This is a genomic window from Pseudomonas fluorescens (genome assembly GCF_902497875.1).
GTDB lineage: Bacteria > Pseudomonadota > Gammaproteobacteria > Pseudomonadales > Pseudomonadaceae > Aquipseudomonas > Aquipseudomonas fluorescens_BR.
In genome coordinates this window covers 166,544-193,464 of sequence record NZ_CABVHY010000007.1, presented here as the reverse complement: position 1 = coordinate 193,464, position 26,921 = coordinate 166,544, and the positions used below count along the sequence as shown (strand labels likewise).

24 protein-coding genes, 10 tRNA genes and 2 pseudogenes are annotated in these 26,921 nt (G+C 58.7%); 10 read left to right on the top strand and 26 right to left on the bottom strand.

Annotation, left to right across the window (positions count from 1 at the left end; translation table 11 throughout):
* Positions 1-21 precede the first annotated feature (21 nt).
* From F8N85_RS35720 to F8N85_RS09220, 4 genes and pseudogenes are all read right to left on the bottom strand, one after another.
* A pseudogene (locus F8N85_RS35720) lies at positions 22-441 on the bottom strand (methyl-accepting chemotaxis protein); the annotation flags it as partial.
* Between the two features lie 470 nt (positions 442-911).
* Positions 912-2,180 (bottom strand): OprD family porin, encoded by a 1,269-nt coding sequence (locus F8N85_RS09230; protein WP_150803314.1) that lies wholly within the window; start codon positions 2,178-2,180, stop codon positions 912-914.
* A 78-nt stretch (positions 2,181-2,258) separates the two neighbouring features.
* Positions 2,259-3,470 (bottom strand): benzoate/H(+) symporter BenE family transporter, encoded by a 1,212-nt coding sequence (locus tag F8N85_RS09225; protein ID WP_150803313.1) that lies wholly within the window; start codon positions 3,468-3,470, stop codon positions 2,259-2,261.
* A gap of 127 nt (positions 3,471-3,597) precedes the next feature.
* Positions 3,598-4,941 (bottom strand): aromatic acid/H+ symport family MFS transporter, encoded by a 1,344-nt coding sequence (locus F8N85_RS09220; RefSeq protein ID WP_150803312.1) that lies wholly within the window; start codon positions 4,939-4,941, stop codon positions 3,598-3,600.
* Positions 4,942-5,189: 248 nt separating this feature from the next.
* Here F8N85_RS09220 and F8N85_RS09215 point away from each other — a divergent pair, with 248 nt between their 5' ends.
* The 5 genes from F8N85_RS09215 to F8N85_RS09195 all read left to right on the top strand — a co-directional run bounded on the left by F8N85_RS09215 (position 5,190) and on the right by F8N85_RS09195 (position 8,692).
* A complete protein-coding gene (locus F8N85_RS09215; protein ID WP_150643345.1) occupies positions 5,190-5,816 on the top strand; it encodes a DUF1780 domain-containing protein in 627 nt (208 codons plus the stop codon).
* Entirely contained in the window at positions 5,813-6,340 is a 528-nt protein-coding gene (locus F8N85_RS09210; RefSeq protein WP_150803311.1) for an MOSC domain-containing protein, read from the top strand. The genes F8N85_RS09215 and F8N85_RS09210 overlap by 4 nt, the downstream gene beginning before the upstream one ends.
* Positions 6,341-6,392: 52 nt before the next feature.
* Entirely contained in the window at positions 6,393-6,566 is a 174-nt protein-coding gene (locus F8N85_RS09205) for a DUF3094 family protein (RefSeq protein WP_150803310.1), read from the top strand.
* A gap of 60 nt (positions 6,567-6,626) precedes the next feature.
* On the top strand, positions 6,627-7,925 hold the full coding sequence (locus tag F8N85_RS09200; RefSeq protein ID WP_150803309.1) for an NAD(P)/FAD-dependent oxidoreductase: 1,299 nt from the start codon (positions 6,627-6,629) through the stop codon (positions 7,923-7,925).
* A gap of 365 nt (positions 7,926-8,290) precedes the next feature.
* Positions 8,291-8,692 carry an EF-hand domain-containing protein gene (locus F8N85_RS09195; RefSeq protein WP_150803308.1) on the top strand — a complete coding sequence of 134 codons (402 nt, stop codon included), beginning with the start codon at positions 8,291-8,293 and terminating at the stop codon, positions 8,690-8,692.
* Positions 8,693-8,802: 110 nt separating this feature from the next.
* On the opposite strand, the gene F8N85_RS09190 is transcribed toward F8N85_RS09195, so the two are convergent.
* The 13 genes from F8N85_RS09190 to rluD all read right to left on the bottom strand — a co-directional run bounded on the left by F8N85_RS09190 (position 8,803) and on the right by rluD (position 14,653).
* Positions 8,803-8,879: transfer RNA gene (locus F8N85_RS09190), tRNA-Pro, on the bottom strand.
* Between the two features lie 95 nt (positions 8,880-8,974).
* Positions 8,975-9,050: transfer RNA gene (locus tag F8N85_RS09185), tRNA-Lys, on the bottom strand.
* A gap of 5 nt (positions 9,051-9,055) precedes the next feature.
* Positions 9,056-9,132: transfer RNA gene (locus tag F8N85_RS09180), tRNA-Pro, on the bottom strand.
* A gap of 95 nt (positions 9,133-9,227) precedes the next feature.
* Positions 9,228-9,303: transfer RNA gene (locus F8N85_RS09175), tRNA-Lys, on the bottom strand.
* 5 nt (positions 9,304-9,308) lie between these two features.
* Positions 9,309-9,385, bottom strand: a tRNA-Pro gene (locus F8N85_RS09170).
* 95 nt (positions 9,386-9,480) lie between these two features.
* A tRNA-Lys gene (locus tag F8N85_RS09165) sits at positions 9,481-9,556 on the bottom strand.
* Between the two features lie 5 nt (positions 9,557-9,561).
* Positions 9,562-9,638, bottom strand: a tRNA-Pro gene (locus tag F8N85_RS09160).
* Positions 9,639-9,733: 95 nt separating this feature from the next.
* Positions 9,734-9,809, bottom strand: a tRNA-Lys gene (locus tag F8N85_RS09155).
* 5 nt (positions 9,810-9,814) lie between these two features.
* Positions 9,815-9,891, bottom strand: a tRNA-Pro gene (locus F8N85_RS09150).
* A 9-nt stretch (positions 9,892-9,900) separates the two neighbouring features.
* Positions 9,901-9,976: transfer RNA gene (locus tag F8N85_RS09145), tRNA-Asn, on the bottom strand.
* 297 nt (positions 9,977-10,273) lie between these two features.
* The gene (clpB, locus tag F8N85_RS09140; protein WP_150803307.1) at positions 10,274-12,838 is read right to left on the bottom strand and encodes an ATP-dependent chaperone ClpB; all 2,565 of its coding nucleotides are present in this window, start codon (positions 12,836-12,838) and stop codon (positions 10,274-10,276) included.
* Between the two features lie 130 nt (positions 12,839-12,968).
* Positions 12,969-13,694: a peptidoglycan editing factor PgeF gene (gene pgeF, locus F8N85_RS09135; protein WP_150803306.1), complete on the bottom strand. Its 726-nt coding sequence runs from the start codon at positions 13,692-13,694 to the stop codon at positions 12,969-12,971.
* Positions 13,691-14,653 (bottom strand): 23S rRNA pseudouridine(1911/1915/1917) synthase RluD, encoded by a 963-nt coding sequence (gene rluD, locus F8N85_RS09130; RefSeq protein ID WP_150641101.1) that lies wholly within the window; start codon positions 14,651-14,653, stop codon positions 13,691-13,693. The genes pgeF and rluD overlap by 4 nt, the downstream gene beginning before the upstream one ends.
* 151 nt (positions 14,654-14,804) lie before the next feature.
* On the opposite strand from rluD, the gene F8N85_RS09125 reads away from it, so the two are divergent.
* From F8N85_RS09125 to F8N85_RS09110, 4 genes and pseudogenes are all read left to right on the top strand, one after another.
* Entirely contained in the window at positions 14,805-15,827 is a 1,023-nt protein-coding gene (locus F8N85_RS09125) for an outer membrane protein assembly factor BamD (RefSeq protein WP_150803305.1), read from the top strand.
* A gap of 125 nt (positions 15,828-15,952) precedes the next feature.
* A complete protein-coding gene (locus F8N85_RS09120; protein ID WP_150803304.1) occupies positions 15,953-16,186 on the top strand; it encodes a PP0621 family protein in 234 nt (77 codons plus the stop codon).
* Positions 16,187-16,310: 124 nt separating this feature from the next.
* A pseudogene (locus tag F8N85_RS35715) lies at positions 16,311-16,448 on the top strand (hypothetical protein); the annotation flags it as partial.
* A complete protein-coding gene (locus F8N85_RS09110; RefSeq protein ID WP_150803303.1) occupies positions 16,445-17,785 on the top strand; it encodes a sigma-54-dependent transcriptional regulator in 1,341 nt (446 codons plus the stop codon). The pseudogene F8N85_RS35715 and the gene F8N85_RS09110, both read left to right, overlap by 4 nt.
* Positions 17,786-17,832: 47 nt before the next feature.
* Here F8N85_RS09110 and thiO read toward each other — a convergent pair whose 3' ends face one another.
* From thiO to F8N85_RS09075, 7 genes are read right to left on the bottom strand one after another with little or no spacing between them, the layout of a single operon-like run.
* Positions 17,833-18,933: a glycine oxidase ThiO gene (gene thiO, locus F8N85_RS09105; RefSeq protein WP_150803302.1), complete on the bottom strand. Its 1,101-nt coding sequence runs from the start codon at positions 18,931-18,933 to the stop codon at positions 17,833-17,835.
* Positions 18,934-18,987: 54 nt separating this feature from the next.
* The gene (locus F8N85_RS09100; RefSeq protein WP_150803301.1) at positions 18,988-19,395 is read right to left on the bottom strand and encodes a type IV pilin protein; all 408 of its coding nucleotides are present in this window, start codon (positions 19,393-19,395) and stop codon (positions 18,988-18,990) included.
* 14 nt (positions 19,396-19,409) lie between these two features.
* Complete coding sequence (locus tag F8N85_RS09095; RefSeq protein WP_150803300.1) at positions 19,410-22,565, bottom strand: pilus assembly protein; 3,156 nt, start codon at positions 22,563-22,565, stop codon at positions 19,410-19,412.
* Positions 22,555-23,028, bottom strand: a complete 474-nt coding sequence (locus F8N85_RS09090) for a PilX N-terminal domain-containing pilus assembly protein (RefSeq protein WP_150803299.1) — start codon at positions 23,026-23,028, stop codon at positions 22,555-22,557. The genes F8N85_RS09095 and F8N85_RS09090 overlap by 11 nt, the downstream gene beginning before the upstream one ends.
* 11 nt (positions 23,029-23,039) lie before the next feature.
* The gene (locus F8N85_RS09085; protein ID WP_150803298.1) at positions 23,040-23,750 is read right to left on the bottom strand and encodes a PilW family protein; all 711 of its coding nucleotides are present in this window, start codon (positions 23,748-23,750) and stop codon (positions 23,040-23,042) included.
* The gene (gene pilV / locus F8N85_RS09080) at positions 23,747-24,223 is read right to left on the bottom strand and encodes a type IV pilus modification protein PilV (RefSeq protein ID WP_150803297.1); all 477 of its coding nucleotides are present in this window, start codon (positions 24,221-24,223) and stop codon (positions 23,747-23,749) included. Before pilV ends, F8N85_RS09085 begins: the two co-directional genes overlap by 4 nt.
* Positions 24,220-24,702, bottom strand: coding sequence for a Tfp pilus assembly protein FimT/FimU (locus F8N85_RS09075; RefSeq protein ID WP_150803296.1), 483 nt, complete (start codon positions 24,700-24,702; stop codon positions 24,220-24,222). The genes pilV and F8N85_RS09075 overlap by 4 nt, the downstream gene beginning before the upstream one ends.
* Before the next feature lie 130 nt (positions 24,703-24,832).
* Between F8N85_RS09075 and F8N85_RS09070 the strand changes: the two genes are divergently transcribed.
* Complete coding sequence (locus tag F8N85_RS09070) at positions 24,833-25,381, top strand: GspH/FimT family pseudopilin (protein ID WP_150803295.1); 549 nt, start codon at positions 24,833-24,835, stop codon at positions 25,379-25,381.
* Here F8N85_RS09070 and ispH read toward each other — a convergent pair.
* Positions 25,358-26,305 carry a 4-hydroxy-3-methylbut-2-enyl diphosphate reductase gene (gene ispH, locus F8N85_RS09065; RefSeq protein WP_150803294.1) on the bottom strand — a complete coding sequence of 316 codons (948 nt, stop codon included), beginning with the start codon at positions 26,303-26,305 and terminating at the stop codon, positions 25,358-25,360. The genes F8N85_RS09070 and ispH overlap by 24 nt on opposite strands.
* 176 nt (positions 26,306-26,481) lie before the next feature.
* Entirely contained in the window at positions 26,482-26,919 is a 438-nt protein-coding gene (gene fkpB / locus F8N85_RS09055; protein WP_191636149.1) for an FKBP-type peptidyl-prolyl cis-trans isomerase, read from the bottom strand.
* Between the last annotated feature and the right edge of the window lie 2 nt (positions 26,920-26,921).

Below are 26,921 nucleotides of genomic sequence, written 5' to 3'. Positions count from 1 at the left end.
AACCAGGGCGGGCAGCACGATTCACGAGACTATCCGTTTCGCCTGCAATGCCAACTGATGCAGACTGGCCAGGCGCTGCAGGATGCGTTCGACCACTTCCACCCTGGCCGTCGCACCGCTTTTCAGCTCGCCCATCGAGTGCAACGCGATCTCGGCCTTTTCCAGGCCCAGGCGTGTCGAACCCGCCAAGTGTTCGATACCCTGCCGCGCATGCTCGGCGGACTGTTCCAGGCCGGTGGCGATCTGTCGGATCTGCGCGCTGGACTCGGCAGCCTGGCGCGACAGATTGCGCACCTCGTCCGCCACCACCGCGAATCCGCGCCCATGAGCGCCAGCTCGCGCCGCCTCGATGGCGGCATTCAAGGCCAGCAGATTGGTCTGCCTGGCGATGTCCTGAATGCTGCCGACAATGGCGCCGATTCGTACCGACTGGCTGCCCAGCTCGTTGAACACCTGATCCAGCCCCTGCATGTAGAGGTTGAGATCGCCAAGCACAGTCGCCGAAGATTGCATGCTTTGCGCACTTGATTTCACCCGTTCGCCCGCAGCTCGGGCCAACTGATCGGCGAAACGCATGTCTTCCTCGGTCTGCAACACCGCCTGGGTCAATTGCTCCAGAGTGGCCTGCACCTCGCCCGGCCATAGCGGTTCGGGAATCTGCGCCGCGGGCGGGACAACAGCCACCGGCGCGCTGAAGACGGCCACCTCCGGCTCGCGCGCTGGCGGAGCCTGTTGCACCACCGTCGGCTGGCGATGATAAAGCGTCGCCGCGAGCAACAATGCGAGGTTGATCCCGCCAGCCAGCAGCAAGCGCCCGCTATCGCCCCAAGCCAACACCACAGCACCCACGCCTGCGATGAGCAGCAGCAGACCCGCCGAGAATTTAGCTGTCATATGAACCTCCATGCCTATCAGAGCAGCGTCCAGGTGTAACTGAGGATCAACCGGTTCTCGTCGATATCGCTACGGTAGTTTGAGCGCGCCATGACGTTGCGCACGCGCATCCCGAGCCCTTTCAAGGTTCCATTCTGCACCACGTAGCCGATATCCAGATCGCGCTCGCGATCCTTGCCTTCGAAGCCCTTGCCGGTGTCGACGTTATTGCCGGTGATGTAACGCACGGTGCTGGTCAGGCCAGGCAAGCCCAACGCCGCAAAATCGTAGTCATAACGCGCCTGCCAGGAACGCTCATCGGTGAAGGCGAACTCATAGGTCGGTACTTCGTTGCCCAGCGGTGAGATGTTGGCGAATACCCGCGGAAAAGCACTATCGCCATACATGCCCTGATAGCCGACATAGAAGGTATGGCCACCGCGCTTGGCCGAGAGCAAGGAGAAAAACGCCTGGTTATCGATGTTGCCCAGCAGCTTTTTACCGTCCTCCCGGGAGTCGAAGTAACCGAGGTTGGCCCCCAGGGTCCAGTCACCGAACGGCTCGCTGTGCTTGAGGCCGAGGAAGCGCTGGTTGTAGATATCCTCCAGCTGCCCATACCAGGCACTGACCGAGGTGCGCTTGTCATTGAAGGCGTACTCGCCGCCGGCAAAATTGAAACCGTCACTGCTGACCTGGCGTTGCGGCACATGACCGAGCATCGCCTGCATTTTTTCGTCGCCAGCCTCGTTGCGCAGGCTGGTTGAATTCAAATGACCGCCCTGCAAGGTCAGGCCATTGATCTCGGCGGAGCTGATGCTCGCCCCCTGGTAGCTGGGGGGCAGCAAGCGAATATCGCTGAAGGCCAGCACCGGTAGATTGGGCTGCAACTCCCCGACTCGCACCTCGGTCCTGGAGTAACGCAGCTTTAGTGCGCCCTCCAGGCGGCTGTACTCATCCGCCGCGCGACCATCGCTCTGCACCGGCAACAACCCGGTGTTGACCCGGTCCGGGCTGCTGTCGAGCTTGATCCCCAACAGGCCGATGACATCCACGCCGACGCCGATCGGCCCCTGGGTGTAACCCGATTTGACGTTGAGGATAAAGCCTTGCGCCCACTCCTCGGCCTTCGACTGCTGGTTGGCCCCGACGATGTCGGAAAAATCGCGACTGAAGTAATAATTGCGGGCCTGCAGGGTAGCGCTGGCATCCTCGAAGAAGCCGCTCTCGGCGGCCATCAGGCTGCTGGAAAAACCCAAGGCGAGAGCCAGGGACAACACTGAACGAGTTGCTTGGAAAGTCTGTTTCATCGTTTTGCTCTTATTGTTATTGGTCGACAGGTTGCAATGCTCCACCCGGGCCTCTTTCGCTGCGGGTGGTGAGGGACTTCAGCGCGCCACCTCCTGGCCGCTGGTTGTCGGAGTCGCGGGGGCTGGTCGCCGGGCACTCAACAACAGGTGCGCGGCGATGCCGAAAATCAGCCCCCAGAAAGCCGCGGACAAGCCGAACAGTGACATCCCCGAGGCGGTGACCAGAAAGGTCACCAGCGCTGCCTCGCGGTCCTCCGCTACCGCCATGGCGCCCGCCAGCGCGCCGCCAATCGCGGCGAACAGCGCCAGCCCGGCCAGGGCCGCAATCAACTCTTTGGGGAAGGCGGAAAACAACGAGACCAGGGTCGCGCCGAAGATCCCCAGCAGCAGGTAGCAGAAACCGCCCACGACCCCGGCGACATAGCGCTTGCGGGGATCCTCATGGGCCTCGCGCCCAGTGCAGATGGCCGCAGTAATCGCCGCCAGATTCAGCCCATGGCAGCCGAAAGGCGCCAATAGCGCAGTACCCAGCGCGCTGCTGGCAATGATCGGGCTGGCCGGCGTGGCATAACCGCTGGCCCGCAGCACCGCCATGCCCGGAACGAATTGGCCGGTCAGTGCCACCATCACCAGCGGCAAGGCGATGTTCAGGGTCGCGCTCAGGCTGAACTGCGGGGTGATCCACACCGGTGTGGCCAGGCCGATCACTAGCGCCTCGCGATGCAGGTCTCCGGCGATAAAGGCGATGGAGCAACCGACCAGCAGCACCATCAACACCGCATAACGCGGCATCAGCCGCTTGCACACCAGGTAAGTGACAAACATCGCCAGCACCAGCATCGGCTTGCCCTGCAAGGAAACGAACAACCCGGTGCCGAAGCTGAACAGAATGCCCGCCAGCATCGCCGCGGCGATCGCGGAGGGCAGCTTGCTGATGATGCGATCGAAGGCCCCCGACACCCCCACCACAAAGATGATCAAACTACTGACCAGGTAGGCGCCCACCGCCTCCTCCATGGAGATCCCCGGCAGCAGCGCCACCAGCAATGCCGAGCCGGGTGCCGACCAGGCAATGATCACCGGCACCCGATAACGCAGGCTCAGGCCGATGCCCAGCACTGCACTGCCAATGGAAATCGCCCACACCCAGGACGACAGCACTTCCCGGGACAGCTGGGCGGTTTCGGCCGCCTGGAAAATGATCACCAGGGGACCCGCATAGGAGATCACCGTGGCGATAAACCCGGCGACCGCTGCGGACAGAGAAAAGTCGTGGAAAAATGCTTTCATGAAACCTCGCCGCAAGATTCATCAGGCGATCCGTGGCGCGCGGCCTGGATGCTCTTGTCTGGGGGAAATCGAGTCGTTCACGCGTAACCGGCGGCACGGCACACGGCCGCACCACCGGTCGTCAGACTCAGGTGCTGGTCGTCGACAGCGTCGAGGCAACGCCACGTGCAGAGCGTTGGCTGCTGATGGCGAACAAGGTCATGGCGATGGCAGCAATAGCCCCCGGCACAGCGAAGGCCATGAAGTTGAGCTGCAACGGCAGGTTGATACCCAGCAGCGCGCCGCCCAACAGCGGTCCGACGATGGCACCATTGCGGCCGATGCCCGAGGCCCAGCCCAGGCCGGTGGAGCGAATGGTCATGGAGTAAAACTGCGCGGCACAGGCATACAGCAGAATTTGCGAACCGATGGTGGTCGCACCGGCGATGGCGATCAGCAGGTACAGCACGGGCGTCGGGCTCTTGAAGCCGAGCAAGGTGATCGACACTGCGGCAATGGTAAAGAACACCGCCAATACTCGCGGCAGGTTGAGTTTGTCGCCCAGCACCCCGCCGCCTACCGCACCGAAGATTGCACCGAAATTCAGTACCAGCAGGAAGGACAGGCTCGAACCCAGGCTGTAACCGGCATTGGCCATCAACTTCGGCAGCCAGGAGCTCAAGGCGTAGACCATCAGCAGGCAGCAGAAAAACGCCACCCAGAGCATCAGCGTGCGCATTGCCCGACCTTCACGGAACAGTTGCAGAACCGGCTTGCCAGTACCTTTTACATCGGTCATGTGCAACTGGTCGGAGACTTGTGCCACATACGCCGGGTCGATCCGTTCGAGGACGTTGCGCGCCTCCTCATTGCGCCCCTGGCGCAGCATGAAACCTACCGATTCAGGCAGGAAGTACATGATCAGTGGTAACAGCAGCAACGGCAGCGCCGCCACATAGAACACCGACTGCCAACCGAAGCTGGGGATCAGCACAATGCCCAGGCCGGCGGAGAGCATGCCGCCCACCGAGTATCCGCTGAACATGATGGCCACCAGGGTGCTGCGGATTTTCTTCGGCGCGTACTCGTTCATCAGCGCCACCACATTGGGCATCACGCCGCCAATGCCGAGGCCGGCAATGAACCGGCAAATACCGAATTCTGTCGGGTTACTGGCAAAACCATTGAGTACGGTGAAGCCACTGAAGAGTATCACGCAGATGGTGATGGCCTTTTTCCGGCCGATCTTGTCCGAGAGCGGGCCGAAAAACAGCGCCCCGAACATCATGCCGAACAGCGCATAACTGCCTAGCGCGCCGGCTTCAAGCGGGCTCAAACCCCACTCCTTCATCAGCATCGGCAATACCACGCCGTAAATCACCAGGTCATAGCCATCGAAGATGATGATCAGGGCACACCAGAACAGCACCATCCAGTGGAAGCGGTTGAAGCGAGCGTTGTCGATAACCTCATGTACGTCGATATTGCGCATGGCATCTGTCTCTTGTTGTTGTTTTTAGAACGACGGACGAGAACTCCATCGTTTTTTATGCAGGCCAGGTCAGGGTAGGGAGGCAAAACAGCCTGCAATATCCGCTTAGTGCAGATCGCTATCCGTTTTGTGCACGGGCGTGCTCAAGGGTCCAAGGTCGGAAATCTCAGTTCGCAGACAGGGCCTTGTTTATTTTTGTGCGACAGAAAGTATTCTTTCGGATCACATTTGGACGCTAAGCTTGGGCTATGGATGACTCAGATTATTTACGCCTGCTTACCATCGCGGCCGAACAGGCCAATGCGTTCCTGTCCAATGCCCGCAAATGGGAGCGTGAGCGTTGGGTCTGCCAGCGCCTGCTGCAAGGCTTGAACATCCCCTACCGCGTCGACGAATTCGCGCCCGCCGCGGAGCCGCCGGATGTGCTGTTCCGTGACGCCAGTTTCGAGGTGTTCTTCGTGCTCGATGAAGGCCGACGCCTGAACGATGAGTGGCGAGATGAGCTGCAGCGCCGGCGCAGCGCGTTTTCCTTGAGCCAGCTGGTGCGCCGCGAAGCCAAACCCAGGCGTATTCCGGCCAACGAATTCTTGTTACGGCTGGCGCCGACCCTGCGCAAAAAAGCGCATAACTACAAGGAACGCGGCATGGACCTGGGCGAGCTGGATATCATCGCCTTCGCCAGCCTCAAGCGGGAAGTGCTCGATCTCAACAGCCACTTCCCACCGCCGACCGAGTACCTGCGCCAAGGCTGGCGCTCGCTGTCGCTGGTCGGTCCGACCTTCGCCCGTGTGCTGTTCGCCCACCCGGACGCGCCGGATTTCCTGCGCAACAACCTGGGCCGCAGTATCGTCTTCGACGTCGGTATCAGCCTGTGAGTCCGTTGCAAGAATTGCTTGCCGATGTTCCCCAGCAGGGTCGGGTGCGCTGGATTGGTGTGCGCCCCGAGTCGCGTTCGGCGATGGTCGAACTGGAAGTGGTCGAAGCTCGCCGCGAAGCCGGCCTCACCGGCGATCACGCACGCCCCGGGGCGCGCAATGCGCGACAGGTGACCTTGATTCAATGGGAGCATTTTGCCGTTATCGGTTCGCTATTGGCTCGCTCGACGGATCAACCGGTGACCCCGCAGGATTTGCGGCGAAACCTGGTGATCAGCGGGATCAATCTGTTCAGCCTCAAAGGCCGACGCTTCAAGATCGGCCAGGCGATTCTGGAAACCACCGGCTGGTGCCAACCCTGCGCCCGTCTTGAGCAACGTCTTGGCCACGGGACCTTTCAGGCCGTTCGTGGACATGGCGGAATCACTGCACGAGTGATACAAAGTGGGATCATTCGCCTGGATGACCGGGTCTGCGTCGAGCCGCTGCAGGCGAGCGGCTATGCTCCGTTCCATGCTGGATAACTCTGCGCTGTAGCTTCTATAAATTTCGCAACGTCTACCTGACGAGGCCTTTATGACCAGCCGCCTGAACCCCGACGACCAAAAGCATGTCGAAGAGTACCTGCAACTGCCCCAGAACCGAGTCGAGCGCCGGCCTTTCCGGCCATGGCTGCTCCTCGTGGTGGTATTGGCAGTGACTATTGGCCTGGGTTTGCTGAGCCGCCTTTTGAGTTACCTGACGCTATGAGCTGCGTGGCGCTCGCTCGGGTAACTGCACCGATTTCTTTTAGCCTTGCGAGATATCCCCATGACCCATCGTATTATCATCGTTGGCGGCGGCGCCGGCGGTCTGGAGTTGGCTACCCGCCTGGGTAAGACTCTGGGCAAACGCGGTACGGCCAGTGTGCTACTGGTCGACGCGAACCTGACCCACATCTGGAAACCGCTGTTGCACGAAGTCGCGGCCGGTTCGCTGAATTCCTCTGAAGACGAACTCAATTATGTTGCCCAGGCCAAATGGAACCACTTCGAGTTCCAGCTGGGGCGCATGAGCGGGCTCGATCGCCAGCAGAAAAAAATTCAGCTGGCGGCGACCCTCGACGATAAAGGCCAGGAGCTGGTCCCGGCTCGCGAACTGAGCTACGACTCACTGGTGATTGCCGTCGGCAGCACCACCAACGACTTTGGCACCCAGGGCGCGGCAGAACACTGCCTGTTCCTCGACACCCGCAAACAGGCCGAGCGCTTCCATCAGCAATTGCTCAATCACTACCTGCGCGCCCACGCCGGGCAAACCGATACGCTCGAACAAATCAGCGTGGCCATCGTCGGGGCCGGCGCCACCGGTGTCGAACTGGCGGCCGAGCTGCATAACGCAGCCCATGAACTGGCAGCCTATGGTCTGGACCGGATCAAGCCGGAAAACATGCACATCACCCTGATCGAGGCCGGCCCGCGGGTCCTGCCGGCATTGCCGGAGCGGATTGGCGGGCCGGTGCATAAAACCCTGGAGAAACTCGGGGTCACGGTACTGACCAACGCAGCAGTCAGCGAAGTCACCTCCGAAGCGCTGATAACCAGCAGCGGCCAGGTGATTCCTGCCAGCCTGAAGGTTTGGGCTGCGGGGATTCGTGCGCCAGGTTTCCTCAAGGACATCGATGGCCTGGAAACCAACCGGATCAACCAGCTGCAAGTCTTGCCGACCCTGCAAACCACCCGCGACGAGAACATCTTCGCCTTCGGCGATTGCGCGGCCTGCCCGCAGCCGGGCACCGATCGCAACGTGCCGCCACGGGCGCAAGCGGCGCATCAACAGGCCTCACTGCTGGCCAAATCGCTGAAATTGCGCATCGAAGGCAAAGCCCTGCCGCAGTACAAGTACACCGATTATGGCTCGCTCATCTCGCTGTCGCGTTTTTCGGCTGTGGGTAACTTGATGGGCAATCTGACCGGCAGCGTGATGCTCGAAGGCTGGCTGGCGCGGATGTTCTATGTGTCGCTGTATCGGATGCACCAGATGGCGCTCTATGGCGCTTTCCGCACGGCGATGCTGATGCTGGGCAGCAGGATTGGGCGCGGGACTGAGCCGCGGCTCAAGTTGCACTGACATCTTCGGCGCCTGACAGGGCCTCATCATAGGCAGGCCCTAATTTGGGCGCCCCAAAAAGATCGCAGCCTGCGGCAGCTCCTACGGTTTTGCGTACCCGGCGTAGGAGCTGCCGCAGGCTGCGATCTTGGCGATCTCGCCCGCGCTGAAAGTCTGTGGGTTATTGGCTGCTTTTGTGTCTCACTGTATCCCTACCCTACGATTCAACCCTTCGCTTACAAACTCCCCCTCGCACGACACAGTAGCGATACACCACGCCCGCTAAATGGCCACACCCGAGCAAGGCACTGCCTGCTTCGGTTACCGCCGCACTTGCGTGGCGTCCTTTATCGAGCGGTTGTGTCGTGCAACCCAGGAGATTTGAAATGTCCCGTACCACTACTCTCGGCAAAAACACCATTGGCCTGCTCGGCGCTGTCCTGGCCGGTGGCATGATGTTGTCCGGCTCCGTGTTTGCCTCACAGCCTCTGACTCAGGGCTACCTGCTCGCATCGGCCGAACAGGTGGTGAAAACTCCTGAAGGCAAGTGTGGCGAAGGTAAGTGCGGAGATGAATCAATGGCCAAGACCGACACTGATGACGATGGCCAGGTGTCCCGTGCGGAATTCTTGAAAGTTGCGCCCAAGGCCGACTTCGACAAGATCGACACCAACCACGATGGTCAAATCTCGGAACAAGAGGCGTTCGATAACGTGAAAGCCAACTACGAAACCAATGGCAAAAAAATGCCGAAGGGCTTGTTCGAACACCTGAAAGACAATAGCTAAGACCTGAAGCGACGCACGCCCCGCTTCTCTCCCCAGAGAAACGGGGCTTTTTTTGCGATTGCATAAGACAAAAAAAATCCCCGTATCTTTCGATACGAGGATTTTTAATATGGTCGGGGTAAGGGGATTCGAACTCCTGACATCCTGCTCCCAAAGCAGGCGCGCTACCGGACTGCGCTATACCCCGGTAAAAAAAAGGCACCTATAAAAGGCGCCTTCTACGATCAGCGCTTTTGGCCTCTGATCTTAAGATTCGATTCCAGCGCTAGCTGGTTTCAAAAATGGTGGGTCGTGTGGGATTCGAACCTACGACCAATTGGTTAAAAGCCAACTGCTCTACCAACTGAGCTAACGACCCAAAAATGGTCGGGGTAAGGGGATTCGAACTCCTGACATCCTGCTCCCAAAGCAGGCGCGCTACCGGACTGCGCTATACCCCGGTAAAAAAAAGGCACCTATAAAAGGCGCCTTCTACGATCAGCGCTTTTGGCCTCTGATCTTAAGATTCGATTCCAGCGCTAGCTGGTTTCAAAAATGGTGGGTCGTGTGGGATTCGAACCTACGACCAATTGGTTAAAAGCCAACTGCTCTACCAACTGAGCTAACGACCCAAAAATGGTCGGGGTAAGGGGATTCGAACTCCTGACATCCTGCTCCCAAAGCAGGCGCGCTACCGGACTGCGCTATACCCCGGTAAAAAAAAGGCACCTATAAAAGGCGCCTTCTACGATCAGCGCTTTTGGCCTCTGATCTTAAGATTCGATTCCAGCGCTAGCTGGTTTCAAAAATGGTGGGTCGTGTGGGATTCGAACCTACGACCAATTGGTTAAAAGCCAACTGCTCTACCAACTGAGCTAACGACCCAAAAATGGTCGGGGTAAGGGGATTCGAACTCCTGACATCCTGCTCCCAAAGCAGGCGCGCTACCGGACTGCGCTATACCCCGGTAAAAAAAAGGCACCTATAAAAGGCGCCTTCTACGATCAGCGCTTTTGGCCTCTGATCTTAAGATTCGATTCCAGCGCTAGCTGGTTTCAAAAATGGTGGGTCGTGTGGGATTCGAACCTACGACCAATTGGTTAAAAGCCAACTGCTCTACCAACTGAGCTAACGACCCAAAAATGGTCGGGGTAAGGGGATTCGAACTCCTGACATCCTGCTCCCAAAGCAGGCGCGCTACCGGACTGCGCTATACCCCGGTTTGAAATTGGCTCCGTGACCAGGACTCGAACCTGGGACCCAATGATTAACAGTCATTTGCTCTACCGACTGAGCTATCACGGAACTACATATTTCAATTACAACTTTTACCGCTACTTCGCTCTCTTCGACCCGTTCGCATCGCTGCGTTCGTGTGTCTGAGGCGCGCTATTCTACAATTTTAAAACACCCTGTCAACCCTTTAAATTGCTTTCAAGACAATGATTTGCGTCTTGTTTCAGATTTCTCCTTGGGGAGAAGAAACCCTTGGGGTGACATGCTGCGGGGCGCACTTTACAAGCCTTTTCCTTACAGTTCAATGCCCTAACGAAAAAAAGGCCTCGCAACGCGAGGCCTCTCTTCTTATTGAGCCGCCAAGGCTCAGTGGAAGACGATTTCGTCGTCCTCCACCGTGGCCTTCACGGTGACCCCAGGCAAGAAACTGCCGGAAAGGATCATCTGCGCCAACGGGTTCTCGATCCAGCGCTGAATCGCTCGTTTGAGCGGACGTGCGCCATAGACCGGGTCGTACCCGACCGCGATCAACTTATCCAGCGCCTCGCGACTCAGCTCCAGCTTCAGCTCGCGCTCAGCCAGACGGCTGCGCAGGCGACCCAGCTGGATTTCGGTGATGCCAGCGATCTGATCCCGGGCCAGAGGCTCGAAGATCACCACTTCATCAATCCGGTTGATGAACTCCGGACGGAAATGGCTGGACACCGCATCCATCACCGCGGCCCGCTGCGCTTCGCGATCCCCCACCAGTTCCTGGATCTGTACCGAGCCCAGGTTGGAGGTCATCACGATCACGGTATTGCGAAAATCCACGGTTCGCCCGTGACTGTCAGTCAGCCGACCGTCTTCCAGCACTTGCAGCAACACGTTGAACACGTCCGGATGGGCCTTCTCGACCTCGTCCAGGAGGATCACCGAATAAGGCTTGCGACGCACTGCCTCGGTCAGGTAACCGCCTTCCTCGTAGCCTACGTAGCCTGGTGGCGCACCAATCAGCCGCGCCACGGAGTGTTTCTCCATGAATTCGGACATGTCGATCCGCACCATCGCCTCTTCAGTATCAAAGAGGAACTCGGCCAGCGCCTTGCACAGCTCGGTCTTACCCACACCGGTCGGGCCGAGGAACATAAACGAGCCGCTTGGGCGGTTCGGATCGGACAACCCGGCACGGGAACGACGTACGGCGTTGGATACCGCGATCACCGCCTCGTCCTGACCGATCACACGCTGGTGCAACAGGCTTTCCATCTTCAGCAGTTTGTCGCGCTCACCTTCGAGCATTTTCGACACGGGAATACCGGTCCACTTGGAAACGACTTCGGCAATTTCTTCCTCGGTCACTTTGCTGCGCAGCAACTGGTTTTCACTTTTACCATGCTGATCGACCATCTGCAGGCTGCGCTCAAGGTCCGGGATCACTCCGTACTGCAGCTCGGCCATGCGGTTGAGGTCGCCTTTACGGCGGGCAGTTTCCAGTTCCTGACGGGACTGTTCGATTTTCTGCTGGATCTGCGCCGAACCCTGCACTTCAGCTTTTTCCGCGGACCAGATTTCTTCCAGGTCAGAATACTCGCGCTCGAGCCGGACAATTTCTTCCTGCAGCTTTTCCAGACGCTTCTTCGCCGCTTCGTCGTCTTCTTTCTTCAGCGCCTGGGATTCAACCTTCAGTTGAATCAAACGCCGCTCCAGACGATCCAGCACTTCCGGCTTGGAGTCGATTTCCATGCGAATGCGGCTGGCTGCTTCATCGATCAGGTCGATGGCCTTATCCGGCAACTGGCGGTCGGTGATGTACCTATGGCTCAGCTTGGCCGCGGCAATGATCGCACCGTCGGTGATCGCCACCTTGTGATGCACCTCATAACGCTCTTTCAAGCCGCGCAGGATCGCAATGGTGTCTTCTTCGCTCGGCTCGTCGACCAGAACCTTTTGGAAACGCCGCTCGAGCGCTGCGTCCTTCTCTATATATTGGCGGTATTCGTTGAGCGTGGTCGCGCCAACGCAATGCAGCTCACCCCGCGCCAGAGCCGGCTTGAGCATATTGCCGGCATCCATCGAGCCTTCGCCCTTGCCGGCGCCGACCATGGTGTGCAATTCGTCGATGAACAGGATGATCTGCCCTTCCTGCTTCGACAGCTCATTGAGCAACGATTTCATGCGCTCTTCGAACTCGCCGCGGTACTTGGCGCCAGCAATCAGCGAGCCCATATCCAGCGAAAGCAGGCGTTTGCCTTTCAGGCCATCCGGCACTTCGCCGTTGATGATCCGTTGTGCCAGGCCTTCGGCGATCGCGGTTTTACCCACGCCAGGCTCGCCGATCAGTACCGGGTTGTTCTTGGTGCGGCGTTGCAGGACCTGGATGGTCCGGCGAATTTCGTCGTCACGGCCGATCACCGGGTCAAGCTTGCCTTCTTCGGCGCGCTTGGTCAGGTCAACGGTGTATTTGTCCAGGGCCTGGCGCGATTCTTCGTGGTTGGGGTCATTGACCGCCTCACCACCGCGCAGATTGTTGATCGCATTTTCCAGGGCTTTCTTGCTGACGCCCTGCCCCAGCAGCAATTTGCCGAGCTTGCTGTTCTCGTCCATGGCGGCGAGTAGCACCAGCTCGCTGGAAATAAACTGGTCGCCTTTTTGCTGCGCCAGGCGATCGGCCTGATTGAGCAGGCGCGCCAGATCCTGCGACATGTTCACATCGCCAGTGGGGTTCTGGATTTTCGGTAGTTGGTCGAGCTCTTTGGTCAGCTCTTTGCGCAGGCTGTTGATGTCAAAGCCCACTTGCATCAGCAACGGCTTGATCGAGCCGCCCTGCTGTTCAAGCAGCGCTTGCATCAAGTGCGCAGGTTCAATGCCCGGATGATCGAGGCCTACTGCCAGAGACTGAGCATCGGACAGGGCCAACTGTAACTTGCTGGTTAAACGGTCTATACGCATGAGTCACCTTCCTAGTTGGGCAGGCCGGTCGATGGACACACCTAAATGAAGAAACCTGCCAGATACCTCACTAGATGCGGTCGATTCTGGAAGATTCAAGCGGCGCGGGGTTGACGCAGGTCAGGAGAGTCTAGCGCTCCAGCCAGACAAGGGAAGCAAACCGACCGGTGCGAGGACTGCGGCGGTAAGAATAGAAGCGCGGGTCGGTCACCGTGCAGAAACCGCCACCATACACCGCCGTGACGCCGCGAGCGGCCAGACGCAAACGCGCCAGGGCATAGATGTCGGCCATGAACTTGCCGGCATTGCGGCTCGGGACAAAGGCCTGGTCCGCTTCGGGGAGTTGCTGGACAAAGGCCTCACGGACTTCCGGGCCGACTTCGAAGGCTTGCGGGCCGATGGCTGGACCGAGCCAGACCAGCACCTCGGAAGGCGGCACGGCGAGACTGTCCAACGTGGCTTCCAGCACCCCAGCCGCCAGCCCACGCCAACCGGCATGGGCCGCCGCGATACGGCTGCCGGCACGGTCGCAGAACAGCGCAGGCAGGCAATCGGCGGTCATCACCGTGCAGGCAATACCCGGCGTCGCCGACCAACTGGCGTCGGCGGTCGCGACCAGGCCCGGATCTGCTTGGGCCACGGCAATTCCGTGAACCTGCTGCAACCAGGCCGGCTGGATGGAGAAGTGATCGGTCAGGCGCCGGCGATTCTCGGCGACGGCCTGAGGGCTGTCGTCGACATGGTCGCCAAGGTTGAGGCTGTCGAACGGCGCCAGACTGACGCCGCCCGCACGAGTGGTGACGCAGGCTTTCACCCCGGCCGGCGCAGGCCAGTCAGGAATCAGCCAGTGGGTCATCCGATGAACGCCTCACGGTCCTGCTTGAGCAACGACAGCAACCAGACGAAGTCGTCCGGCAGCGGCGATTCCCAGCTCATGCGCTTACCGGTCGTCGGATGATCCAACTCCAGGAAACGCGCATGCAGGGCCTGCCGCGGGAAGGTTTTCAGCGATTCGACCATGGTCAGGCTGGCTGCCGGCGGGATGCGGAAACGTCCGCCATAGGCGGGATCTCCGACCAACGGGTAGTTGATGTGCGCCATGTGCACGCGAATCTGGTGCGTTCGACCGGTTTCCAGCTTGACCCGCACATGAGTGTGGGAGCGGAAACGCTCGAGCACGCGGTAATGACTGACCGCCTGCTTGCCGCCTTCCATCACTGCCATGCGTTGACGCTGCTGGCCGTGACGACCGATCGGCGCATTGATCTTGCCGCCGGCGGTGACCACACCGATCACAATGCACTCGTAGATTCGGCTGACGCTGCGGCTTTGCAGCTGGGTGACCAGCTGTGTCTGCGCCTGAATCGTCTTGGCCACCACCATCAAACCGGTGGTGTCCTTGTCGAGACGGTGCACGATACCGGCGCGCGGCACATTGATGATGTCCGGCACATGGTGCAGCAGTGCGTTGAGCAGGGTGCCGTCGGCATGACCGGCAGCCGGATGCACCACCAGGCCCGCGGGCTTGTTGATGACCAGGATGTCATCGTCTTCATAGACGATATCCAGCTTGATGTCCTGAGCGATCCATTCTCCCTGAGCTTCCTGCTCGGCGGTCAGCTCAAGGATCGCACCGCCATGAACAATGTCTCGCGGGCGGATAACCGCTCCATCCACAGTCAGGCGGCCGTCTTTGATCCAGGCGGAAAGGCGCGAGCGCGAGTGCTCAGCGAATAATTGTGCGGCGACTTGATCGAGGCGTTGGCCGCCCAATTCGGACGGCACCTCTGCGCGAAGTTCAATTTTATCGGACATGCTCAGACTAGGCGTCGGCACAGCTTTTGGTTTCGGCTGCGCGCTTGTGGTTAAATACGGCGTCTTTTGCCCCGAAGCTTTTCAACGGGGCGCTCATCATAACAGGACGGCCACGCCCAAGACAGCGGCCGTCATAGGGACGCAAGCCGCCATGCAAGTGAAACACCTGCTGCTGATCGCCATCCTCGCATTGACCGCTGCTTGCTCATCGAAGGAAGTGGTCGACGAAAACCTCAGCGAGGTCGAGCTGTACCAGCAGGCACAGGCCGACCTGGACAACAACAGCTATACCAGCGCCACCGCCAAGCTGAAGGCGCTGGAGTCGCGCTATCCGTTCGGTCGCTACGCCGATCAGGCTCAACTCGAGCTGATCTATGCGAACTACAAGAACGCCGAACCGGAGGCTGCCAAGTCCGCGGCCGAGCGTTTCATTCGCCTGCACCCGCAGCACCCGAACGTGGATTATGCGTACTACCTCAAGGGCCTGACCTCTTTTGACCAGGACGTCGGTCTGCTGGCGCGCTTCCTGCCGCTGGACATGACCAAGCGTGACCCGGGTGCCGCGCGTGACTCCTACAATGAGTTCGCCCAGCTCACCAGCCGCTACCCGAACAGCCGTTACGCCCCGGACGCCAAGCAGCGCATGATTTACCTGCGCAACCTGCTGGCCGCCTACGAAATCCACGTCGCCGACTACTACCTGACCCGTCAGGCCTATGTAGCCGCTGCCAACCGTGGTCGTTATGTGGTGGAAAACTTCCAGGAAACCCCTGCGGTCGGCGACGGCCTGGCGGTGATGGTCGAGTCCTACCAGCGCCTGCACCTGGACGATCTGGCCAATACCAGCCTGGAAACCCTGAAGCTCAACTACCCGAACCACCCGACCCTGGTGGACGGTCAGTTCGTGCCGCGAGTTGCCGAAGCAGACAACCGCTCATGGCTGAGCAAGGCAACCCTGGGCCTGATTGAATCCCGTCCACCGCTGCCGCCGGGAGAAACCCGCGCCAACCAGGACGTGCAGAAGCAATTCCAGGACGCCAAGGACGCAATTCCGGCCGAGCTCAAGCCTAAAGACGGCGACGGCGATGTCATCGAAGAAGAAAAACCCGAAGCTGAAGGCAATAACGAAGACCGTTCATGGTTCAGCTACATGACCTTCGGCGTGTTTGACTGACGCTGACATGATGGCAAAAAGGGAGACTTTCGAGTCTCCCTTTTTTATTTCGGCGTTTTATTGCGCTGTGCGCAGGGAGTGTCCTTGGCTAAACTGCCAATTCACTCGTCGAAAAGCTGCTCATCATGCTTCGTTTACTGTTCTGGATCGCTCTGATTGCTGCTGCGGTATGGCTCTGGCGCAAGTTCAAACACTCCCCTTCCGTGGCCAATACACCCGACGAGAAAATCGCCGCGCCCATGGTCCGCTGCGCCCACTGTGGCGTGCACTTGCCGCGAGATCGAGCGTTGAGTCTTCAACAACAATGGTATTGCAGCCAGGCTCACCTGGAGCAAGGCCCGGGTACGCGTGACCGTTGAGACCTTAAGCGCTGGTGGCAAGCCCGGCGCTTGCTGAGGCTCTATCACTTTTACCGTTCAAGTATCGGCATCACCCTGGTGCTGCTGATTTCCAGCGGCATGGACAACCCGCTACTGGAGTTCGCGATCTCAAGGCTCCGGCCTGGGTCTCTATCTGTCCCATGAGCTGTGCGAAAGCAACCAGACCCGCCTAGACTTGATATCACGCCAAGGCGGCGGTTGCTTTCGCATCTCCTTTGCTCACGGACGGAAACAGTCTTGAATACCAGCCCACGGCAAAAAGTCCTGATCGTTAATAATGAGCCGGATATCCGCGACCTCCTGGAAATCACTTTAGGCCGGATGAAGCTCGACACCCAAAGTGCTCGCAATGTCGGCGAAGCCCGCGACTGGCTGACCCGGGAGGCCTTTGACCTGTGCCTGACCAATATGCGCCTGCCCGACGGTACCGGACAGGAGCTGGTGCAGCACATCCAGCAGTGCCACCCACAGGTTCGGGTCGCAATTATTACCGCCTACCTCGAGACGGCGATCAACTCGCTGAAAACCGGCGCCTTCGACTTTCTGACCAATCCGGTTGACCTCCCCCGACTGCGGGAGTTGGTCAGCCGCGCCCTGCTTCTGCCGACAGCGAGCGCCCGACCGCCCTCCTTCGACAGGCGCCTGCTCGGCGATTCGCTGCCAATGCGCAACCTGCGCAAACAGGTCGATAAACTCGCTCGCAGCCAGGCCCCGGTGTACATCAGTGGTGAGTCCGGCAGCGGCAAGGAGTTGGTGGCCCGGGTGATTCATGAGCTGGGCCCGCGCGCCAGCCAACCCTTTGTGCCGGTCAACTGCGGGGCAATTCCGTGGGAACTGATGGATAGCGAGTTTTTCGGCCATCATAAAGGTAGCTTCAGCGGCGCCACCGAAGACAAGGCCGGGCTGTTCCAGGCGGCCAATGGTGGCACGCTGTTCCTCGACGAGGTGGCCGACCTCCCCTTGGCGATGCAGGTCAAATTGCTGCGGGCGATTCAGGAGAAAGCCATTTTCAGCATCGGCGGGCAACAGGAGGTGGTGATCGATGTGCGCATTTTGTCTGCCACGCAAAAGGACCTGAACGCCGAAGTCGCCGCCGGACGCTTTCGTCAGGACCTGTACTACCGTTTGAATGTGATCGAACTGCGGATGCCGCCCTTGCGCGAGCGACGCGAAGATATCGAACCGTTGGCCCGTAATGTTCTTCAGCGACTGGCGGCAAACAGCGGTTTGCCGCCGGCCAGGCTTAATCCGCAAGCGCTTGATGCGCTGAAAAACTATAGATTCCCGGGCAATGTGCGCGAGCTGGAGAACATGCTCGAACGTGCATACGCCCTCTGCGAAAATCAACAGATCGAGGCGAGCGACCTGCGTCTGGCGCAAGGCAGTTACACAGGCGAACCCGGTTTACCGGATCTGACGCAGATCAACAACCTGGAGAGTTACCTGGAAAGCGTCGAACGCAAACTGCTCCTCCAGGCCCTCGAAGAAACCCACTGGAACCGCACGGCAGCGGCTCAGCGCCTGAGCCTGTCGTTTCATTCGATGCGGTATCGGCTGAAGAAGCTGGGGCTGGATTGAGTGGGAGATAACGCCAAAACCGCATCGCCAGTTGAGGGTTTGAGCCGCTAAATCCGCCCGGTGGGTGCATACGGTGCCGGATCAATGATCGGCTCGCGGTCCAGCATCAGGTCGGCGAGTAACTGACAGGAGGCCGGGGCCAGCACCAGGCCATTGCGGTAATGCCCGCAGTTCAGCCACAGCCCTTCAATGCCCGGGACCCTGCCAATATAAGGAATACCCTCTGGCGAAGCCGGTCGCAACCCCGCCCAATGCCCCACCACTTCAGCATCCGCCAGCGCAGGAATCAGTTCGATGGCCGAGGCCTTGAGGCTTTCCAGCGCGGGTTGGGTGGGCGTTTTGTCGAAACCCTCATGCTCCAGCGTGCTGCCGATCAAAATGTGGCCGTCACGGCGTGGAATCGCATAACGCCTTTTGGCCAGGACTATGCTCGAGAGGAAACCCGGCGCGCATTTGTAAAGGATCATTTGCCCCTTTACCGGCTCGACCGGCAACTCAAGGCCCAGGCTCTGCAACAACTCGCCACTCCAGGCGCCCGCCGACAGTACCACCCGGTCAGCCCGAATCTCGCCCGCTGAGGTCTGAACCCCCACGACACCCTCGCCTTCGCGAATGAATCCGCTGACTTCGCAGTGCTCATGAATAGTCACGTTAGGCAACGCCGACAACGCGGCCTTGAGCGACTTCACCAGCCGCGGATTGCGCACGTTGGCCACATTCGCCATGTAGATCGCCCGCGAAAAACCGCTGCCCAGCACCGGCACCGCATCGTGGGCCGCTGATATGTCCACCTTGCTCAGTGGGCGGCTTTCCCGCTCCGCCCAAGCCAGTGCCTCGGCTTCGTCATTCAGATCCAGCCAATACAGGCCAGTGGTGTGCACCTCAGGATCAACCCCGGTTGCGGCAAACAGGCGCTCGCCCAGTTGTGGATAAAAATCCTGCGACCAATGGGCCAACGCGGTGACCGCCGGGCTATAGCGCCACGGGTACAACGGCGAAACAATCCCGCCACCGGCCCAGGACGACTCCTGCCCCACATTCGAGCGATCCAGCAGGATCACCTGCTGCACTTCAGACGCCAGATTAAACGCGGTCAGCAGGCCGATAACCCCACCGCCGACAATCACCACTTGCTGTTGCTTGGCCATCTTCTGATCCAACAATGAAAAAATCAGGGGTGCAGAATGCGCCCGAAAAAGTTATCAGCGACCCCAGCAATCTTTGGCTTCCAGACCATCAGCCGCATCGGCAATGGTTCTGAGGCCAGTATTGGTGATGATGAAATCCCCACACTTGTCGCTCGCCATCATCGATCCGCTTTTACGGGCTGCCGTCAGGGAGAAGGTCTGAGCGGCGAGTGTCGGGGTAATTGTGTAGTTGTCGTTGCCCTCGCTGATGACGGGGGGACTGGCATTGGTATACACACCATTTTTCGAATAGAACCGTTCCAGGTTTTGCGCCTGCTCGGAGAGCAGCCCGGCAATTTCTGTACGGTGAGCTTTCTTCACGTATTCGGTTATGCCCGGGTAGCCTATGGTCACCAGAATACCGATGATCGCGATCACAATCATGATTTCGATCAAGGTGAAACCTTGGTTGAATCTGCGCATGGATTAACTCTCACTCACTGTATTTGTCGCCACATGATCCGTCCGGTTCCAACGCCTGGAGCTGGATCGTCCTTGACACCCTCCTTTTCAACGTACGAGGCAACCTCACCGCCGGAGTCGGCCACTAGCTTGCGGGTCGCATTGTTGACCACTGCAACCAGCGTTGGATTGCCGCTGCTGACAATGACACCGCTGGACTGCCGGTCCGCGCTGTCAATTTCTCCGTTGCCGCTGGTATCGAGTACGGCATAGCTGAGCATCTTACCGCTGAACGCATCCAGCTCGATCAATTTGCCGGTACCAAAGCTGGAACAGGGATCAGTGGTATCCACGCTGGCAGTGGTAAATACAATGCGTTCCGCCACCAGGTTGGCCTGATTGATGACGCGCTCGCCGGTCAATACGTTGTTGTAGACCAAGGGTATATACCAGCCCTTGTGTGCGGGATAGGTCACTTCATTTTGGGTCGTGGTAATGAATTGCCCTGTACTCCCGGAGAACACTCCGGTCACCGCCTGGGCCTGCAAATTGGCGACGGTGATCTGGCCGGTACCGCCATCGGCATCCCAAATGCCATAGAACGCTTGCAGATCCTTGGTCAATTTATCCGCGGTCTCATTAAATTTCCCCGTACCGAAAAACACCACTTTGCCATTGGTGGGATGGTCCACCAGTAAGGGTTGTGCAGTGATTGGCTGGGTCGCGCCGCCAGGAGCGGTAAATAACGGCTTGCCGGAAAAAGCCAGCCCCCAGGTGGTGGGGGAGGAGCTACTCAAATCAAACTTCCATAACCGGCCCTTCAGGTCACCGCCATAGGCGGCTTGCACCACGTTTTGCGCATCGACCTTGAGCTTCACTGAAGAGAGCCCATTGGTGGTTTCATTCTCGTTGATGACGATTTTCTTGATCAGCGAACCATTGCGAACATCCACCACGTACAACGCGGCCACGCCGGAGTTGCTGCCATAACCGTTGGCAATGAACGCAGCCCAACGGCCATCCGCCAAGCGTGCCACTTCCGGGCGGGCGTAGGCATAACCCAGATCATTGAAGGTGTGACCCGTAGTGGCCGTCGCCGGAGCACTGATTTCCCACAGGGCTTTGGTCGCATTCCCCTCAGTTGCGTCAAACAGCTGTACCGCATAGAAGGTTTTACCGCCCGCCCCTACTCCGCCAACAGCGAGGGTTTTCCAGGCGCTATCGAGCTGGGCATCAAAGACCCCGACCTGACCGTCATTGAGAAACTTGTGACCAGTGCCATTGATATAGCCGGTATCGGCGATGTAATGCAGGGAAGCCAACACACTGGAAGGCATGTAGGCGTAACGCCGGGCGCCATTGGCCGGGTCGATGACACTCAGAAAACCATCGTTGGCATTCACCACCAGACTGGCCGACATGCTCTTGGCTTTGGTGACCAGGTAAGTGCTGTAAGTCGTATTGCCCACTTGGTCAGAGGCGGTTTTGTCCGTAGGTGCCACATACAGCAACGGTGAGTTGATGATGTCCCCGAGCAGGACGGATCGGACCTTCAAACCGGCTTTGTTGATGCCTTTGCTCCATTCCACCAGGTCAATACCGGTAATACCCGTCGGCAGACTCTGACTGAGCGCAGTCTTCTGAGTAGTGGAAAAGTTGTTATAGGCCAGGGTGATGGCCTTGTTATCCGTGGTGTGCCAGGACTGGAAGGTTGGCGCTGTGGCGGCGGGCACGATGGCTGTGTCAGTGGTCCATTGCACTGACGCAGTATCGACCGTACCGCGCGAGGTAAAGCCATAGGCCTTGATCGTGCCACGCCAGTCCTTGGGGTCATAGCTGGTCTGGAAAAAACGCGAGGTGGTGGTCAAGGTGGTCCCGCTGGTCGCGCCACTGCCACCCGATCCGGCCTTGGAAGTGATTTCGCTCAAGGCGGATGACAGCGCACTGCTGAGACCGGCACTGTTGCTGGCCTGGTAATACCTGCCTTGCCCGTAGGAGGCCGCATCGGACAGCATCTGATTGGCTGCGGTAAAGCCCACGGTGTAGGTGTTCATGTTCTGCTTGAGAAAATCGGCTGACTCCCAGCTTTTGCCTACCAGATCGTTGCCGATCGTACGCATGTCAATGTCGAAGGCGAACTTGGCAATGTCGTCCAGATACAGCGTGTCACCTTCGGCATCACCGCTCAGATTGGCGCCGTCGCTCACTTTGGTCTCCCAATTGGGCAGCTTGTTGCTACCCAGGGGGTCGTTGGTAGGGAAGGTTCTGTCGAAGGTCGGTAAACCATCGGTGATTACCACACCGTAGTTCTTCTGGCAGCGATACTGGATCGGGCTGGTGTAGGTCGAGGGGGTCGAGTTGTAGAACGGCGTCATGCCACGGAAGTAACGGGTGATTTCGTAATAGGTTTCGGCCAGCGGTGTATTCGCTACCGCGTCCAGATTACCGATCGCGTCGGTCAGCGCCTTGAAATTGGCATCGGCTTTAGTCTGGGTCACCGTGCCACTGACTACTGACAAATCAGTGACCGGAAGGGCGATATAGCCGCCAGGACCCGAGTTGTTGCTGGACGGCGGATTGAACGTTGCCAGGCCGATGCGCGACGAGCGGTTGCTGGTCACTAATGACGAGGACACATTGCGCGCCACGTTCATTCGATAGTCGTTGGGGATGGCGCCAGTGCCCGTGGTGAAATCCTTGTCAGATCCATTGGCCAGCGCAAGCAGGTAGGCCAGGTAATTGGCTGTGTAACGAGTTTTCTCGCCCCCCACCGGATCAGGAAGCTTCAGGCAAACCGAGTCCAATCCTAGAAAGCCGCGATAGAAGCCATACCACCTGCCATTTGTGGTGTTTGTGGAACATCCCCCGCGATTCAAACTCGACAAAAGGATATTGGCATCTTTCATACCAAGGTTCTGGCCACTGAAGCACGAGGTATTGGAACTGCATATGGCCACTTGAGAGCGACTGGTAGCCGGGTTGAAATCAGCCGCCCAGATAATATTGTTCATACTGCCCGAATCATCGATCAGCAGCATCACATTGGGCGCCACCACGGCGGCGCTTAGTAGTGGCGAGTCCGAGGGCGTGAACGCGTATGCCGGCGCTGCCAGGTACAGGCTCGATAAGGCGCCGCAAAATAGCTGCAACAACCAATGTCGCCAGCCTGCACGGGCCTGATCACTTCGCATAAACACTCTCCAGAACACTGCGCGAGTTACCCACCAGCCCCACCGCCGTAACGCGATACAGCGTCACGGTGGTGCCGCTCATGCCGATGGCGTCTTTTGTGGTGCCGATGTTCTGTACCCCATAAAAGCCGTTACCGGCGCCGATCCAGGTCACTCCCGAGCCTGACTTGGAAAGTCCGGCCGCAACCACGGTCGAGGAATCCGCAGGGGGCATGCATTGAGCACCCGCGCACACCGGCAGTGAGTAGGCTGGCAGTTGCACCGCACTTTCACCGACCCGCAGCACCGACTCGGCCAATTGAAAGGACTGATTGCGCAGTGTCACGCTGCCGGCCATTTTTTCCTGCAAGGTCGCGTTCTGCATCGACGAAACACCGATCAGCGTCAGCAGCAAAAGAAACACCAGGCTGACCAACAGTGCCATGCCGCGCTCGGATTTTTTCGTCATTCGAGGAATACTCATCGGCACGCCACCTACTGGCGCAGGTTGCGTAAAGCGACAACCACGTTGTAAGTCTGATTTTGCACGCGGTTGTTCGGATCCGTCAGGGTCAAGGTCAAGCGCACACTGCGTATAAGCAATGGATCGGGCGGGTTGAGGCTGTAGCTGGAAGCATTGCCACCGACGGTACTGGCGACTCCGAAGGTGACGTCGAACGCGCTGACGTTATTGACCAACACCTGGCCAGCGTCGGCGGCTGTGCCTGTATTCATCCATAATTGATTGTTGCGCAAGGTATAGGTCAGTCGACGAATCGGGAACGCCAACTGCCCCGCCTGGGGCACACGTATGTCGCTATAGACCGTTGCGAAGTTTCGACAATCGGAGATAACGGTCCAGGTCGGCTTACCGCCGTTACTGCCGATGTCGGCCGTCACCAGGGTCAGCTTGTGATTGGCATTGTCCCAACGGATGGGCTTTTGCGAGTTGAGCGCAAAGTCCGAGGCTGTGCTCGAATCGATGATCGTACCCAGGCAACCGAACATACCGACCATGCGGATTTCCTGAAGCATTTTGCTCAGGACGAAACGCGCATCTTCCTGCATGTTGGCTGACGCATTCTGGGTGAGGTAGGTATTTTTCGCCGAGATGAATACCTGTGCAACGCCCAGCACCACGATCAGCCCCAATGCCAACGCCACCATCAACTCGATCAGGCCAAAACCTCTGGCATGTCTTTTCATGGCGTCACCAGTGGGTCGACAGCAAGACGGCTGGTCAGGACAAAGGTTCGCTGACCACTGTCCTGTTCCGGGTTGGCGCCTCCGGCAGCCCGCGAATCGTCCCAGTTGATGGTGATCGTGAACACCCGCTGGTTCGCCACAATGGTACCGGTCGCCGTTGAACCGCCAAAGGCGACGATATTGGTAGTGAAGTCATAGAGGTCCTGATCCCGGACGTTATTCAGGTTACCCGTAGTAGGAGGCGTGATGGTGTAGTCGGCGCCGGAGCTGTTGCTGTAGCTGGCCCGGATCCGGTCCATCATGTCATACGCGATAAAACTGGCCTGGGTGGTCTTCAGCGAACTGTCGGTGTACTTCAGTGCATTAAGCTGAACCGCCGCGGCACCCAGCAACCCCACGGAGAGGATCAAGAGCGCAACCAGTACTTCAATCAGGGTCATGCCGTCCTGTGCACGCTTGTCCAATCCCGTCATCCGCAGTTTCCACCTAAAACAATTCGTCCATTGAGACACACATTGATCGTCCTTGTTTGCGCACCCAACACATAATTAATGGTCACGGCCATAGCAGGGGCAGACAACACACCCAGATTGTTGAATTCGATGTTGGTGACACCTGAGGTTAGCGTCAACGTGGCGCCACTGCTCATGGCTGGAATAACCCGCAATACCTTTTCAGGGATGTCAGGCTCGGTACTCAGACCGGTATAAATCTTCAGCTCCGTGCTCCAGGCGCTGCCATCCTTCGACTTGATATGCGTGGGTATACCCCGGTCAATCGCCTCCAACCGTGTGGAATTGAGCCCACGCAGCAAGTCACCGACCTCGGTATCGGCTTTTGAGCTCTGTACCGACCGGGTAAAACTCGGAATGGCCATCGTCAGCAGAATCACAGAAACCGCCAGCGTGACCATCAACTCGATCAGCGTAAAACCCTTTACGCGGTGTTGCATCCCTCACTCCTCAACGGCCATCGTCTATAACTAGCTTGCAACCTGAACCTTCGACCACCGAATGTACGCTTGATTACAAGCGCCTGCGCACGGATTGCGCAGTCACCGCATCTCCATGGAGGGAGACGTCATGTATCAGAAAGGTTTCAGCCTGATTGAACTGCTCATCGGCGTGGCAATTGCCGCGCTCCTGGTGCAACTGGTCAGCCCGTCATTCAAGGAACTGCTCGAGTCGGTACGCCGAGAGAATGCTGCTCAGACGCTGGCCAGCGGCCTGCGCAACGCCCGCACCGAAGCCATCCTGCGTAACCAGGCCACCGTCATCCATGCCGTGGATGACGACTGGAGCCTGGGCTGGAGAATCATTCTGGACATCAGCGGCAAGGGTCACGAAGACAGCGACAACCCTATATTGCTGGAGCGCCAGGACAGCGGACGGCTGACGATTGTCGGGAATGGCCCGGTGAAGACCCATGTGCGTTTCACCGGTCAGGGCGAAGCACTGCTGCCTGGCGGCGGCTTTCGCGCCGGGACCGTGCATGTCTGTGCTACGGACCAGGGCATCAGTCGCCATCAAGTAGTACTGGCCAAAACCGGCCGCATCAGCCTGCGCAGCGATAAAACCGAGCAGAAGCTGTGCGTTGGAGGAGAAGACTCAGAGCAGGGAGCGAACTCGTAACTCTTTAGGCATGGAAAAGGTGATGTTTTCTTCGCGACCGGCCAGCTCATCGGCACCGGTGGCACCCCAGGCCTGCAATTGTTGAATCACGCCACGCACCAGCACTTCCGGGGCCGAAGCGCCAGCGGTGATGCCGATCCGCTCGACGCCATCGAACCAGCTGCGTTGCAGGTCTTCGGCACCGTCGATCAGATAGGCCGGGGTGGCCATGCGCTCGGCCAGCTCGCGCAAGCGGTTGGAGTTGGAGCTGTTGGGGCTGCCGACCACCAGCACCACATCGCACTCGTCGGCCAGTTGCTTGACGGCATCCTGACGGTTTTGCGTGGCGTAGCAGATGTCGTCCTTGCGCGGACCGCCAATCGCCGGGAAGCGACTGCGTAATGCGTCGATGACCCGGCTGGTGTCATCCATGGACAAGGTGGTCTGAGTCACGAACGCCAGTTTGTCCGGGTTGTGCACCTGCAACGCAGCGACATCCTTTTCATCTTCGACCAGGTAGATCGCGCCGCCATTGCTGCCATCGTACTGGCCCATGGTGCCTTCCACTTCCGGGTGACCGGCATGGCCGATGAGGATGCATTCACGACCGTCACGGCTGTACCGCGCGACCTCGATGTGCACCTTGGTCACCAGTGGGCAGGTCGCATCGAAGACTTTCAGGCCACGACCCGCCGCTTCGGTACGTACTGCCTGGGAAACACCGTGGGCGCTGAAGATCACGATGACGTCGTCCGGCACCTGGTCCAGCTCTTCGACGAAGATCGCGCCGCGAGCGCGCAGGTCTTCGACGACAAATTTGTTGTGGACCACTTCGTGGCGCACATAGATCGGCGGCCCGAAGACTTCCAGGGCGCGATTGACGATTTCGATCGCCCGGTCTACACCGGCGCAGAAGCCACGGGGATTGGCGAGTTTGATTTGCATACTGTGCCTCGTGGCTTGCGCGTAAAAAATACTAATGACTGCCTGTTAATCGAACGCAAGGCCCGAAAACAGTGAAGATTCCCTGTGGGAGCGAGCTTGCTCGCGATAGCGGCGTAACAGTCGACATCAATGTTGAATGTTATCAAGTCATCGCGAGCAAGCTCGCTCCCACAATTTTAAAGCGCTTTAACGTCGATAATTTCAACATCAAAGTTCAAGGTTTTACCAGCCAGCGGGTGGTTGAAGTCGATGGTCACCTGAGCGTCATCGAAGGCTTTGACCACACCGGGCAGCTCGGTATTCGCCGCATCGTTGAAGATCACCAGCAGGCCTTCGGACAGCTCCATATCCTGGAACTGCGAACGCGGGATGATCTGCACGTTTTGCGGGTTAGGCTGACCGAAAGCGTTTTCCGGCGCAATCTGCAGGTTACGCTTGTCGCCAGCCTTGAAGCCGAACAGTGCGACTTCGAAACCTGGCAACAGGTTGCCATCACCGACCTTGAAGGTCGCCGGGGCTTTGTCGAAAGTACTGTCGACGGTGTCGCCGTTCTCCAGGCGCAATGCGAAATGCAAGGTGACTTCCGTGTTCTGGCCAATGCGTTGCTCTGCCAATA

What these genes read in the sequence shown, in the direction of transcription:
- F8N85_RS09100 (WP_150803301.1), bottom strand. Translation starts at nt 19,395, where the DNA reads ATGCGCAGATTCAACCAAGGTTTCACCTTGATCGAAATCATGATTGTG.
- F8N85_RS09095 (WP_150803300.1), bottom strand. Translation starts at nt 22,565, where the DNA reads ATGCGAAGTGATCAGGCCCGTGCAGGCTGGCGACATTGGTTGTTGCAG.
- F8N85_RS09225 (WP_150803313.1), bottom strand. Translation starts at nt 3,470, where the DNA reads ATGAAAGCATTTTTCCACGACTTTTCTCTGTCCGCAGCGGTCGCCGGG.
- F8N85_RS09200 (WP_150803309.1), top strand. Translation starts at nt 6,627, where the DNA reads ATGACCCATCGTATTATCATCGTTGGCGGCGGCGCCGGCGGTCTGGAG.
- F8N85_RS09230 (WP_150803314.1), bottom strand. Translation starts at nt 2,180, where the DNA reads ATGAAACAGACTTTCCAAGCAACTCGTTCAGTGTTGTCCCTGGCTCTC.
- rluD (WP_150641101.1), bottom strand. Translation starts at nt 14,653, where the DNA reads ATGTCCGATAAAATTGAACTTCGCGCAGAGGTGCCGTCCGAATTGGGC.
- F8N85_RS09125 (WP_150803305.1), top strand. Translation starts at nt 14,805, where the DNA reads ATGCAAGTGAAACACCTGCTGCTGATCGCCATCCTCGCATTGACCGCT.
- pilV (WP_150803297.1), bottom strand. Translation starts at nt 24,223, where the DNA reads ATGACGGGATTGGACAAGCGTGCACAGGACGGCATGACCCTGATTGAA.
- F8N85_RS09220 (WP_150803312.1), bottom strand. Translation starts at nt 4,941, where the DNA reads ATGCGCAATATCGACGTACATGAGGTTATCGACAACGCTCGCTTCAAC.
- F8N85_RS09075 (WP_150803296.1), bottom strand. Translation starts at nt 24,702, where the DNA reads ATGCAACACCGCGTAAAGGGTTTTACGCTGATCGAGTTGATGGTCACG.
- pgeF (WP_150803306.1), bottom strand. Translation starts at nt 13,694, where the DNA reads ATGACCCACTGGCTGATTCCTGACTGGCCTGCGCCGGCCGGGGTGAAA.
- clpB (WP_150803307.1), bottom strand. Translation starts at nt 12,838, where the DNA reads ATGCGTATAGACCGTTTAACCAGCAAGTTACAGTTGGCCCTGTCCGAT.
- F8N85_RS09120 (WP_150803304.1), top strand. Translation starts at nt 15,953, where the DNA reads ATGCTTCGTTTACTGTTCTGGATCGCTCTGATTGCTGCTGCGGTATGG.
- thiO (WP_150803302.1), bottom strand. Translation starts at nt 18,933, where the DNA reads ATGGCCAAGCAACAGCAAGTGGTGATTGTCGGCGGTGGGGTTATCGGC.
- F8N85_RS09215 (WP_150643345.1), top strand. Translation starts at nt 5,190, where the DNA reads ATGGATGACTCAGATTATTTACGCCTGCTTACCATCGCGGCCGAACAG.
- ispH (WP_150803294.1), bottom strand. Translation starts at nt 26,305, where the DNA reads ATGCAAATCAAACTCGCCAATCCCCGTGGCTTCTGCGCCGGTGTAGAC.
- F8N85_RS09205 (WP_150803310.1), top strand. Translation starts at nt 6,393, where the DNA reads ATGACCAGCCGCCTGAACCCCGACGACCAAAAGCATGTCGAAGAGTAC.
- F8N85_RS09090 (WP_150803299.1), bottom strand. Translation starts at nt 23,028, where the DNA reads ATGAGTATTCCTCGAATGACGAAAAAATCCGAGCGCGGCATGGCACTG.
- F8N85_RS09085 (WP_150803298.1), bottom strand. Translation starts at nt 23,750, where the DNA reads ATGAAAAGACATGCCAGAGGTTTTGGCCTGATCGAGTTGATGGTGGCG.
- F8N85_RS09070 (WP_150803295.1), top strand. Translation starts at nt 24,833, where the DNA reads ATGTATCAGAAAGGTTTCAGCCTGATTGAACTGCTCATCGGCGTGGCA.
- F8N85_RS09195 (WP_150803308.1), top strand. Translation starts at nt 8,291, where the DNA reads ATGTCCCGTACCACTACTCTCGGCAAAAACACCATTGGCCTGCTCGGC.